The 12,150-nt window shown below is 64.0% G+C and carries 11 protein-coding genes; 7 read left to right on the top strand and 4 right to left on the bottom strand.

The features are described 5' to 3' along the window. Positions 1-6 precede the first annotated feature (6 nt). Complete coding sequence (gene iscR, locus EV687_RS04125) at positions 7-543, bottom strand: Fe-S cluster assembly transcriptional regulator IscR (RefSeq protein ID WP_122226566.1); 537 nt, start codon at positions 541-543, stop codon at positions 7-9. Between the two features lie 549 nt (positions 544-1,092). On the opposite strand from iscR, the gene pstS reads away from it, so the two are divergent. From pstS to EV687_RS19130, 7 genes are all read left to right on the top strand, one after another. Further along, positions 1,093-2,133, top strand: coding sequence for a phosphate ABC transporter substrate-binding protein PstS (pstS, locus tag EV687_RS04120; protein WP_122226565.1), 1,041 nt, complete (start codon positions 1,093-1,095; stop codon positions 2,131-2,133). 305 nt (positions 2,134-2,438) lie between these two features. Then, positions 2,439-3,461, top strand: coding sequence for a phosphate ABC transporter permease PstC (pstC, locus tag EV687_RS04115; RefSeq protein ID WP_122226564.1), 1,023 nt, complete (start codon positions 2,439-2,441; stop codon positions 3,459-3,461). Further along, the gene (pstA, locus tag EV687_RS04110) at positions 3,458-4,348 is read left to right on the top strand and encodes a phosphate ABC transporter permease PstA (protein WP_122226563.1); all 891 of its coding nucleotides are present in this window, start codon (positions 3,458-3,460) and stop codon (positions 4,346-4,348) included. Before pstC ends, pstA begins: the two co-directional genes overlap by 4 nt. 67 nt (positions 4,349-4,415) lie before the next feature. After that, positions 4,416-5,198 carry a phosphate ABC transporter ATP-binding protein PstB gene (pstB, locus tag EV687_RS04105; protein ID WP_122226562.1) on the top strand — a complete coding sequence of 261 codons (783 nt, stop codon included), beginning with the start codon at positions 4,416-4,418 and terminating at the stop codon, positions 5,196-5,198. 32 nt (positions 5,199-5,230) lie between these two features. Further along, the gene (gene phoU / locus EV687_RS04100; protein WP_122226561.1) at positions 5,231-5,932 is read left to right on the top strand and encodes a phosphate signaling complex protein PhoU; all 702 of its coding nucleotides are present in this window, start codon (positions 5,231-5,233) and stop codon (positions 5,930-5,932) included. Positions 5,933-5,975: 43 nt separating this feature from the next. Beyond that, positions 5,976-6,692, top strand: coding sequence for a phosphate regulon transcriptional regulator PhoB (phoB, locus tag EV687_RS04095; protein WP_122226560.1), 717 nt, complete (start codon positions 5,976-5,978; stop codon positions 6,690-6,692). Positions 6,693-6,802: 110 nt separating this feature from the next. Beyond that, a complete protein-coding gene (locus EV687_RS19130) occupies positions 6,803-8,317 on the top strand; it encodes an ATP-binding protein (protein ID WP_242612458.1) in 1,515 nt (504 codons plus the stop codon). Between the two features lie 51 nt (positions 8,318-8,368). Here EV687_RS19130 and EV687_RS04085 read toward each other — a convergent pair whose 3' ends face one another. From EV687_RS04085 to EV687_RS04075, 3 genes are all read right to left on the bottom strand, one after another. After that, the gene (locus EV687_RS04085; protein ID WP_242612457.1) at positions 8,369-9,763 is read right to left on the bottom strand and encodes an MATE family efflux transporter; all 1,395 of its coding nucleotides are present in this window, start codon (positions 9,761-9,763) and stop codon (positions 8,369-8,371) included. Between the two features lie 36 nt (positions 9,764-9,799). Beyond that, positions 9,800-11,599, bottom strand: a complete 1,800-nt coding sequence (locus tag EV687_RS04080) for a hypothetical protein (RefSeq protein WP_122226559.1) — start codon at positions 11,597-11,599, stop codon at positions 9,800-9,802. 153 nt (positions 11,600-11,752) lie between these two features. Then, positions 11,753-12,010, bottom strand: coding sequence for a type B 50S ribosomal protein L31 (locus EV687_RS04075; protein WP_122226558.1), 258 nt, complete (start codon positions 12,008-12,010; stop codon positions 11,753-11,755). Positions 12,011-12,150 lie beyond the last annotated feature (140 nt).

The raw sequence follows: 12,150 nt of genomic DNA, 5'->3' as shown, positions 1-12,150 counted from the left end.
CGGAATTCAGGGTTTGGCGAACGCGCCACCCAGGGCGAACACGGAATTGGGGGCGTTGACTCGGATAGGTTTGACCACCGGAGCCGAAGAGATAGTGCGCCGCGCCGGCGAGCGATCTTCGATCTGCACACCCTTGGCGAGTTGTTCGTCCACCATCTTCTTGAGCGTGACGGAATCGAGAAACTCGACCATGCGCTGGTTCAGCGCGGTCCACAGGTCGTGGGTCATACAGCGCTGGCCGTCGCCCAGGCAGTTTTCCTTGCCGCCGCAATGGGTGGCATCGATGGGCTCGTCCACCGACACGATGATGTCGGCCACGGTGATATCTTCGGCCTTGCGGGCCAGCGTGTAGCCGCCGCCAGGCCCACGGGTGGATTCGACCAGTTGATGGCGGCGCAGTTTGCCAAAGAGCTGCTCAAGGTAGGAGAGCGAAATCTGCTGGCGCTGACTGATGGCCGCCAGTGTGACGGGACCGCTGCCTTCGCGCAGCGCCAGATCGATCATGGCTGTGACAGCAAAGCGGCCTTTTGTCGTGAGTCGCATGGCGGGGTTCCTTTATTGCATTTTTGAAAGAAACACCTTCCAGGAAGGGGTGCAAACCTTGAAGGCGCCGACCTCACCTATAGTCGCCATTCCGAGACAGCATGCAACGTTGATGAACGTCAATGAATGGAAGCACGACACAGTGTTTACCCGGATTATAACACATTCCCAATCAAAATTGTCGGGTAATAAGTGTTTGATCTAACATGAGTTTGTTCGGTGAGTGCATGGTTGAGTTTTCATCAGGGTCATAAGTTCCCAGCTTTTTGATCGGGTATTGCCTGCCGGTCGGCGGGTGGGTCTCAATGTGCCGCGTTGCGGGCTGTCATGCTCCGCCTCACAGGGCATGGGGCGGGCGTGCAGGGGTGGCTATTGGCACGGGCCGGGCGAGGAAAATCTTTGGCAGCGATGGAGGCCATGTCGCCGTTGGGCGGCATGAAATGGTGGCGGAGCAGAAAATTTTGCGGATCGATTGCTATGTCATGCAGCTGTCACAAAGACTTCTTAAAGTCCGCTCTGTTCGATGACCAACCTTCATAGAGGATACCGATGAGCAAATTCGTTTTTCGTGCAGTGGCCGCTTCCGTGATGGCCATGGGTGTGGCCGCTGCCGCCATGGCGCAGGATGTCAACGGTGCTGGCGCCAGCTTCCCGGCCCCGTTGTATTCCAAGTGGGCCGCTGATTACCAGAAGGAAACCAGCGTGCGCATCAACTATCAGTCGGTGGGTTCGGGTGCCGGTCTGCGTCAGATCGAAGCCAAGACGGTCGATTTCGGTGCTTCGGATGCGCCGCTCAAGGATGATGCGCTGGCCGAAAAGGGCCTGGTGCAGTTCCCGACCGTGGTCGGCGGCATCGTGCCGGTGGTGAACATCCAGGGCATTCAGCCTGGTCAGCTGCGCCTGAGCGGCCAAGTGCTGGCCAACATCTATCTGGGCAAGATCACCAACTGGGACGACGAGGCCATCAAGGCCCTCAACCCCGACGTGAGCCTGCCCAATGACCTGATCGCCGTGGTGCGCCGCGCCGACGGCTCTGGCACGACCTTTGGCTTCACCAACTATCTGAGCCAGATCAGCGAAGAATGGCAGAAGGAAGTGGGCGAGGGTACGGCCGTCAAGTGGCCTACCGGTGCGGGCGGCAAGGGCAATGAAGGTGTGGCAGCGTTCGTCAGCCGCCTGCCCAGCTCGATCGGCTACGTGGAATACGCCTACGCCAAGCAGAACAAGATTTCCTACGCCCAGCTGCAGAACAAGGATGGCAACTTCGTGCATCCGAGTGAAGCCAGCTTCAAGGCTGCCGCTGCTGGTGCCGACTGGAGCAATACGTTCTACCAGATTCTGAACAACAAGCCTGGTGCCGAAGCCTGGCCGATCACCACCACCACCTACATCCTGGTGCATGCCAAGCAGGACAATGCCCAGAAGGCTGCGGCCACGCTGAAGTTCTTCGACTGGGCCTACAAGACGGGCGACAAGACCGCTGCCGATCTCGACTACGTCTCGCTGCCCGATAGCGTCAAGGACCTGATCCGCAAGGAATGGTCGACCGACATCAAGGATGCTTCGGGCAACGCCATCAAGTGGAACTGAGTGTGAGTGTTTGAGGGAGGAGGGGCGATCGGCTGGTGCGGCAAGCTGCATGTCGCCGGCCGATCGCCTCTTGCATGTGGGGCGGGATTTTTAGCATGTCGCACAATGCCGATATGCGCCGCCATGGCTGCGCCCGGATTCCGTCCGGGCAGCATGCCGCAAGCGGGAGGTCATGCCGCATGGCGTGTGCCGTTCCCCGGAATATTCACGTTTTCACCAGAGATGAAAGTGCCCGAGCGGCGCGTATCCCATGATTCTGACCCATCGTTTTTTCGTCCATCAAAGGAATCGCCGTGTCTGATGCCATGACTGTGCAATCCTCCATCCAGGCGCCTGAACGCGCGGCGCCGAGACCGCGTGCCAGCGGCGGGCAAAGCGGTCCGCCGGAACGCAAGACCAGCAAGGCCGCCGACATTCTGTTCACGCTGCTGGCCCGTGGCGCCGCATTGCTGACGCTGGGCCTGCTGCTGGGCATCATGGTGTCGCTGTTCATCTCGGCCTGGCCCTCGATCAATGAGTTCGGGCTGGGCTTCATCTTCAATGCCGAATGGGATCCGGTGCTCGACCAGTACGGCGGCCTGGCGATGATCTACGGCACGCTGATGACTTCTTTCATCGCCCTGCTGATTGCGGTGCCGGTGAGCTTCGGTATTGCACTTTTCCTCACCGAGCTGTCGCCAAACTGGCTCAAGCGTCCGCTGGGCACGGCCATCGAGTTGCTGGCGGCGGTGCCTTCCATCGTCTACGGCATGTGGGGCCTGATGGTGTTCGGACCGATTCTGGTCAAGTACTTCCAGCAGCCGCTGCAGGCCATATTCGGCAATGTGCCAGTGCTCGGTGCACTGGTCAGCGGCGTGCCGATGGGTATCGGTATTCTGCCGGCCGGCATCATCCTGGCGATCATGATCATTCCGTACATCGCTTCGGTGATGCGCGACGTCTTCGAGGTCACGCCGGCGCTGCTCAAGGAATCGGCCTATGGGTTGGGCTCGACCACCTGGGAAGTGATGTGGAAGGTCGTGCTGCCCTACACCAAGGCCGGCGTGGTTGGCGGCATCATGCTCGGCCTGGGGCGCGCGCTGGGCGAGACCATGGCTGTCACCTTCGTGATCGGCAACGTCAGCCAGCTCAACTCGGCTTCGCTGTTCGAGGCGGCCAGCAGCATCACCTCGACGTTGGCCAATGAGTTCGCCGAGGCGGGCGAGGGCCTGCACCAGGCCTCGCTGTTCTATCTCGGCCTGCTGCTGTTCTTCATCACGTTCGTGGTGCTGACGCTCTCCAAGCTGATGCTGCTGCGCCTGCAGAAAAATGAGGGGAAGAAATCATGAACCAGACCAGCACTTCGGCGGCGCTGCTGGCGCGCCAGGAGAAGCAGCAGGAGCGCCAGAGCCTGTTCGCCAGGCGCAAGCGCATCAACGCGATTGCCATCACCTTGTCGATGGCGGCCATGGTCTTCGGCGTGTTCTGGCTGCTGTGGATACTGTGGGAGACCATTCGTCTGGGGGTGGGCGGCCTGAGCGCCACCATTTTCACCCAATCGACCCCGGCGCCCAATGACTTCGGCGGCTTGGCCAATGCACTGTACGGCTCCTTCGTGATGGTGCTGCTGGCGACTTTCGTGGCCACGCCCATCGGCATCCTGGCGGGCGTTTGCCTGGCGGAATTCAACCCCAAGGGGCCGCTCGCATCGCTGACGCGCTTCGTCAACGACATCCTGTTGTCGGCGCCGAGCATCGTGATCGGCCTGTTCGTCTATGCCGTCATCGTGACCCAGTTCAAGAGCTTCTCGGCCTATGCGGGGGCGGCGGCGCTGGGGCTGATCGTGATTCCGGTGGTGCTGCGCACCACCGAGAACATGCTGATGCTGGTGCCCAACGGGTTGCGCGAGGCGGCCTACGCGCTGGGCACGCCCAAGTGGAAGGTTGTGATGATGGTGACCTTGCGTGCGGCCAAGGCCGGCGTGATCACCGGCATCTTGTTGGCGGTGGCCCGTATCTCGGGCGAGACGGCGCCGTTGCTGTTCACGGCGCTCAACAACCAGTTCTGGAGCACTGACATGTCGCAGCCGATGGCCAGCCTGCCGGTGGTGATCTTCCAGTTCGCCATGAGTCCCTACGAGAACTGGCAGGAGCTGGCTTGGGCCGGTGTCTTCATCATCACGCTGGCGGTGCTGGGCCTGAACATTCTGGCGCGCTATTTCACACGGCAGAAGTAAACCGAACATCAACCCATCGGGCGTGCCGTCCGCAACGGCGGCGCGCCAAACGCCAAGGAAACCTCTCATGACCACTGCAACCATCAAGCCTGCCGAGCCGGCCAAGATCGCCGTGAAGAACCTGAACTTCTACTATGGCAAGTTCCACGCGCTCAAGAACATCTCGCTGGAAATCCCGGAGAAGAAAGTCACGGCCTTCATCGGCCCGTCGGGCTGCGGCAAGTCCACCCTGCTGCGCACCTTCAACCGCATGTACGAGCTGTACCCGGAACAGCGCGCCGAGGGAGAGATCATGCTCGATGGCGACAATCTGCTCTCCAGGGACTTGGACGTGGCGCTGGTGCGTGCGCGCGTCGGCATGGTGTTCCAGAAGCCCACGCCGTTCCCGATGTCGGTCTATGACAACGTGGCTTTCGGCGTCCGCCTGTTCGAGCGCCTCTCCAAGTCGGAGATGGACGACCGCGTCGAGAGCGCGCTGCGCAAGGCTGCGCTGTGGAACGAGGTCAAAGACAAGCTGCACCAGAGCGGCTCGGGCCTGTCGGGCGGCCAGCAGCAGCGTCTGTGCATTGCGCGCGGCGTCGCGGTGATGCCGGAGGTGCTGCTGCTCGACGAGCCCTGCTCGGCGCTGGACCCGCTCTCGACTGCCAAGATCGAGGAGCTGATCGAGGAACTCAAGGATGAGTACACCGTGGCCATCGTGACCCACAACATGCAGCAGGCCGCGCGGGTGAGCGACTACACGGCCTACATGTACCTGGGCGACCTGATCGAGTTCGGCCCGACCAAGGACCTGTTCGTCAAGCCGCAGCGCAAGGAAACGGAAGACTACATTACCGGCCGCTTCGGCTGAGCCGGCACACACCAACAAGATTGGAGCACGCAATGCCCGACAAACACCTGTCATCCCAGTTCGAGGCGGAACTCACTGCCATCTCGACACGCATCATGGAAATGGGCGGCCTGGTCGAATCCCAGATCAAGTACGCCATCGATGCCCTGACGAATTACGATGCCCATACGATCAGCCTGATCGAGCGCCTCGAAGAGCGCGTCAACGAGCTCGACGTCGAAATCGATGCGGAACTCTCGACCATCATCGCCACGCGCCAGCCCACCGCCAAGGACTTGCGCATGCTGATCGCCATCTCCAAGGCGACCTCGAATCTCGAGCGCATCGGCGATGAGGCCAACAAGATGGGCCGCATCATCAAGACCATCATCGACGACGGCGCGCCGCGCAACCTGCCGGTGATCGATCTGCGCTATTCGGGCGAACTGGCCGCCACGCAGCTGCGCCGCGCGCTCGATGCCTTCGCCCGCATGGACGTCTCCAGCGTGGTCGACATCCTCAAGCAGGACGATGCCATCGACCGCGAGTTCGAGGGCTATACCCGCAAGCTGGTGACCTACATGATGGAGGACCCGCGCAAGATCTCGCTGAGCATGGAGCTGCTGTTCCTGGCCAAGTCGATCGAGCGCATCGGCGACCATTGCAAGAACCTGGCCGAGCTGATCGTCTTCATGGTCAAGGGCAAGGACGTGCGCCACACGTCGCTGGAAAACGTCGAGTCGGCGGTGCAGTGACGCACGCCGTCCACCTCACGCAAGAAAAGGAGTCGCAGCAGCCATGAGTGGTCCCCGTGTACTGGTCGTCGAAGACGAGGAAGGCATCAGCGAGCTGATCGCCGTCAATCTTCGCCATTACGGCTACGAGCCCATTTGTGTGGACAACGGCGAGGCGGCCCAGCGCGAGCTCGACAACATCCTCCCCGATGTCATCCTGCTCGACTGGATGCTGCCGGGCCAGAGCGGCCTGGTGCTGGCGCGCAAGTGGCGCAGCCAGGCACGCACCAGGACCATTCCCATCCTGATGCTGACCGCGCGCGGCGACGAACCCGACAAGGTCGCCGGTCTCGACGCCGGGGCGGACGACTACCTCACCAAGCCGTTTTCCATTCAGGAACTGCTCGCGCGCATCCGCGCGGTGCTGCGCCGCCGTGCGCCCGAACAGGCGGGTGACGCCGTGCAGATCGGCAATCTGCACCTCGATACCTCGGCTCATCGGGTGCTGCTGGCGGGGCAGCCGCTGAAGATGGGGCCCACCGAGTTCAAGCTGCTCAACTTCCTGATGCAGCATCCCGAGCGCGTGCATACGCGCGCCTCGCTGCTCGACAAGGTATGGGGTGACCATGTCTTCATCGAGGAACGCACGGTGGATGTGCACATCAAGCGCCTGCGCGAGGCCCTGAACATGGCTGGCGCCATGGTCGAGACCGTGCGTGGCGTGGGTTACCGATTCACGGCCAATCCCACGGTGGCAGCCAAGGCGTCTTCCCCGCAGTAGCAAGCCTAAGCCGCAAGCCGCGCGATGCTGTCCCTTCGTGGCGGGTGGTCCACCGTGGGGGCATGCATCCGGTCGGCCTTGCCGTGGCTTTTTGTACTAACATTGTTTCCATGTACTGGCTGGCCTTCGGTTTATCGCAGGTGATCGGCGCAGCCCTGCTGTGGTGGTGGGGCGGCACTTGGCTGCATGCACTCGCCGGCGCCTTGCTGGGGGCTTGGGCATGGTGGTTCATTTACGCTTGGCAAGGCATGCGCTTCTTCCACTGGAGCAAGCAGGAGTCGGCCGAGCCGCGGCGCTTCATCGGCATCTGGGCCAACCTGCAGTATTTCTGGCGCAAGCAGCAGCGCCGCCACCAGTACCAGGAAGAAAAGCTGCGCCGCTACCTGGACGAGATCCGCATGGCCTTGCAGGCCTCGCCCAACGGCGTCGTGCTGCTCGACCATGAATGGAAAATCGAGTGGCTCAATGGCATGGCCGCCGAGCACCTGGGCCTCGACGAGCAGCGCGACATGGGCAAGGTGCTTCTGCTGCTGGTGCGCGACCCTGATTTCACCAGCTACTGCACGGTGGGTGACTTCAGCCAGAGTCTGGAGATGGACAGTCGCATCCTCGATGTCTCCAAGGCACTCGGGCGCCTGCGTCTGGCCGTGCAGATCTTCGGCTATGGCGATGGCAAGCGACTGCTGCTCTCGCGGGACATCACGCACGTGCAAAAGGCGGATGCGATGCGGCGCGATTTCATTGCCAATGTCTCACACGAGATCCGCACACCCCTGACCATTTTCTCTGGCCTGGTCGAGACCCTGCAAACGCTGCCGCTGGCGCCTGCCGAGCAGCAGCGCTACTACGGAATGATGGACAAGCAGGCCCGCCGCATGCAGGTGCTGGTCGAGGATCTGCTGACGCTCTCGCGCCTCGAAGGCAGCCCTTTGCCGAGCCTGAGCGAATTTGTGGATGTCAAGAACCTGCTGCTGCGCTGCCGCGATGAGGCCTATGAACTGTCGGCGGCGCTGGCGCCTGGGCGCAACGTTGCCGTGCATGCGATTCACGTGCGTTACGGCGATGAGCAGGGCCAGTGGCAGGAACTGGCCGCGCCGTCTGGCCGCAAACAGGATGAGAATGCCGCCGAGTCGGCGACCGGCGGCGAATCTGCTTCCGCACTCCAGCCGTTGCCGGTCAGCGCCTGGCCGGCCTCGATGGGGCGGCTGGCTGCCTTCGACAAGGAAATCCACAGCGCATTCTCGAATCTGGTGGCCAATGCGGTGCGCTACACGCCGGCCGGTGGTGTCATTACCCTGCTGTGGCAATGGCATGCCGATGGCAGTGCCAGTTTCGCGGTGCAGGACAGTGGTCCAGGCATTGCCGCCGAGCACCTGCCGCGGCTTACCGAGCGCTTCTACCGCGTCGATCGCAGCCGTTCGCGCGAGACTGGCGGAACCGGTTTGGGCCTGGCCATCGTCAAGCATGTCACACAGCGCCATGGCGGCCGCCTGGTGATCGAGAGTGTGCTCGGCAAAGGATCGACCTTCCGCATCGAGCTCCCGGCGGCACGCCTGCAAACCGTGGTCATGCTGCAGGCCAAGGAGGCCGAGCGCCAGCGCCGCGAGCGCATGCTGGCGGCTTGACAACAGCTCAACCAACGACGACTCCCGCTGATTGGTGGGGGAGGGGCAGGCTCAGCCAGCGGCGAGGGCGCCCTTCGGATGGTGCAGCCGCAGTACCATGCGCAGCAGGCCCGTCAGCAGCGCGGCGGTGATGGCCAGGCCCAGCGCGCTGGCGGCCCAGAATGGCCAGGGTGCCTGCTGGGCCGGCCAGCCGGCCAGGCCGTGATAGGCCAGCCAGTAGCCGCCGGCCACGCCGAAGCCCCACAGCATCACCGGGTAGATCAGCAAAGGTGCGAGGGTGACACGCCAGCAGCGCAGCAGAAAGATGCACATCAGCTGCAGGCTGTCGGCGAGATGGTAGATGCCGATCCATGGCAGCAGTGCGCTGCTGAGGGCGTGCACGGCGGCATCGTCGGTGTAGTGCGCCGTCAGCGACCCGCGCGCCACCAGCAAAGTGGCCGCCACAGCGATGGACATCAGCACCGAGAAGCCCAGGCAGCGCCGTGCCAGGCGCTGGGCCAGTGCCTCGCGGCCGGCGCCGCGCCAGTAGCTCACCCGTGCGCTGCTGGCGATCGCCAGTGACAACGGGAACATGTAGGCGATGCCGGCGAAGTTGCTGGCGATCTGGTGGGCCGAGGCGGCCACTTCGCCCTGGCGCGCGATCAGCAGGGCCATCAGCGCGAACGAGGTGATCTCGACAGCGGCGGCGAGGCCGGCTGGAATCGCCAGCCGCATGAAATGCCGCTGGGCTGGCCAGTCGAACGCCTCGGGACGCCGCCACAGCCGCAGGCGCTGGTAGCGCCGGTGGCGCAGCAACAGCGTGAGCGCCAGTACCAGCAGGCTGACATGCACCACCAGGGTTGCCCAGGCGCAGCCGGCAATGCCCAGCCCTGGCCAGTCGCCATGCCCCTGGGTCAGCAGGATCGAGAGCGGAATCTTGATGGCCAGGCCCGCCAGTTGCAGCCAGGTCACCAGGTGTGCCATGCCGATCGCCTGGCTGAGCGTGCTGAAGACGCGGTAGCCCAGCGCTACCGGCAAGGCTGCGGCGAGAATCGTCAGGTAGCGCGCCACATCCGCATGGAGACTGCGGGGCACCTCAAAGAAGCCCAGCAGATGGCGCGCCGAGAGCAGCAGCGCGATGCCGAGCGCCGAGAAGGCAGCCAGCAGATACAGGCTTTGGCGCACCGAGGCGCCGACCGAGGCAGTGCGGCCGGCACCGAGCAGTTCGGACCAGACCGGCTGCAGTGCCTGGATGGCCGCCAGCAGGCTGATGTAGACACTGATGAAGACGGCCGCAGCCACCGACAATGCCGCCTGGGCCTCCACCGAATGGCGGCCGGCGACGATGGTGTCGGTGATGCTGTACGCCATGGTGGCCAACTGGCCGACCAGCACGGTGGCGGTCTGGCGGGCGATCCAGGCGGGCTCGGACCGGGCGGATAGGCCTGGAGGGGGGGCGTCCGGCAACGCGGTGTCCTTGAACAGGGCCCGTTCAGCGCGCCATCAAGGCGTCGCCGCCGCAGCCGGGGTGGCCCCTGCCGCAGCGGGCACGAACAGCACGATGGCTTCCTGGCTGGTTGGGCGCTCCACGCGCACCAGCTGCTGCCAGCCCCGCGCGAGCAGTTGCGGCGCATGACGCCAGAGCTGGTCGGCCGCGACCATGCTCATGGTGCATTGGCCGGGAGCCTGCACGGTGTCGGACTGGGGCCGCAATGGCCAGTCGGTCTGCGCGCTGAAGGCGGCCAGTTGCGGGCCGCGCAGGCCATGGGGCTGGATGCAGGTCACGTCAGCAGGAACGTGTTCGGCGAGCTTGTCGATCTGCGGCTGGTAGCTGCGGCCATAGTCCAGCATGGGCAGCCACAGGCTCATCACCAGCACCAGGCACCAGGTGGCGCCGCTGGCGGGCAGCACCAGGCTCTTCCACAGTGCCGAGCGGTGCCGGCCGGTGCGCCAGACCACCACCGCCAGCCAGGCGATGGTGATCGCCGCGGCCACCAGAAAGGCCAGCCAGGAGAATTGCGGCACGTATTCCGGGGCCAGCCTGGCCACATTGGCAGCGGGTTTGGCCGGCACGCCGGTTTGCGTGGCGGTCCACACCACCCAGATGGTGATGCCGCAGACCGTGAAGAAGATCAGCGTGAACCAGTCGATCAGCGAGGAGACGCTGCGGCGCATGGTGGGCAGAGCGAACGCCGCCAGCGTCGCGGCCATCGGCAGTCCGATGAAAAGGGCCCGGTCGACGCTGGAGCCATACAGGCCCAGGCTGCCCAGCAGTGCCACCAGACCGAGCCAGCCGGGCAGCACCAGGTGCAGGCTGGGCGTGCGATTGAAGATCTGCCTGCGCCAGCGCCACAGCGCCCACAGGCACAGTGGCCAGACCGGCCAGCCAAACCAGACCAGCAGGCGCAGCCGGCTGCGCCACTGGTCCAGGTTCGCATCCGGCCACTGCAGCAGCCCGTGCCACAGCCCTGCGGCATGGCCGGCGAGCAGGCTCAGCAGTACGGCGATGCTGGCCATCAGCGGCCAGGCATGCCATCGCGCCGGGACCGGGTTGGTCTGGGTGGCCGCGTGCGGGCGCCGCCCCGGCAGCTCATCGAAAGGGTGGCTGATCTGCATCCACCAGCTCAGCAGCGCGGCGCCGATGCCCATGATGGCCAGCCACTGCATGCCGCCGCTGAGGACCAGCAGGGCACTGCCGGTCAGCAGTGCCAGCAGAGCCTGGCGCGGATGGTAAAAGCCCATGGCAAAGGCCAGCAGCAGGTGGCTGGCGCCGGCCAGCAGCACCACGCTGGCGGTGGTCTCGTGCGAGAACTGGGCAAAACCCAGGCAGGCAATCAGCGCGAGCACGCTGCCATCGGCGATGGCGCGTCCATAGTCCACCGGGCTGGCCTCGCCACCAAAGGCAAAGGGCACGGGCTGGGCATCGCGGGTGCGTGCCAGGAAATAGGTGGCCCACCAGACCAGCATGAAGGAGAGCAACACCAGCAGCATGAAGGGGATGCGCACCGCCAGCTCGGGGTCGAGCCATTGCGGCCGCAACTGCAGCGCTGCCGCTCCCAGCCAGATCGGCAGCAGACTGCTGGCGGGCTCGAGCGGCAGGCCCAGCAGTTCGGGTGACAGCCAGCGCGTCTTGCCCTGAGCGAGTGCCTGCATGAAGCCATAGGCCAGCACGTCCTCGTTCTTCCAGGGGTGGCGCCCGATAAAACCCGCCAGCACATAGAGCACACACAGCAGCCAGAGCAGTGGCCGGGGCAGGCGCCGCACGGCGGACTGGCTGACGAGGGCGGGGGAGGGAAACTTCACGCGTTGAGACCCAGAAGAGACAATCGGGATGGATGGGTGGCAGGGCGGCGGGGACCGTTGCCGCAGCCGTGCCGCGCCTGGCAGGCCGCTATTGTGGCAACAAAAAAGCAGCGCGGCGCGAACCGGGCTGCTTGCTGGCGACGGTGGCGGGGCTTACTTGCTGGCCGTCTTGCTGTAGCGGTTGCGGAACTTCTCGACGCGACCACCCATGTTGTCCACCGACTTTTGAGTGCCGGTGTAGAAGGGATGCGACTCGCTGGAGGTATCGAGCTTGAAGAGCGGCAGCTCACGGCCGTCTTCGGTGGTGCCGGTTTCTTTGGTGGCGACGGTGGAGCGGGTCACGAACTTGAAACCGTTGGAGAGATCCACGAACAGGATTTCGCGGTATTCGGGGTGGATGCCTTCTTTCATGGCGCTGCTGTTTCTCTTTGCTTGCTTGGAATCGAGGGCAAGTGCCTCGCGCCAGCCACATGCAGCACCCATTGCCGCAGCACTTAGCGCAGAAAACAAAAGATTATCCCACGGTTTTGCAGGAATGCCAAGTGTGCGGG

This window comes from Corticibacter populi (genome assembly GCF_004217315.1).
GTDB lineage: Bacteria > Pseudomonadota > Gammaproteobacteria > Burkholderiales > Burkholderiaceae_C > Lampropedia > Lampropedia populi.
Note: the sequence above shows the minus strand (reverse complement) of the source record. Positions and strands in the feature narration are given on the sequence as shown.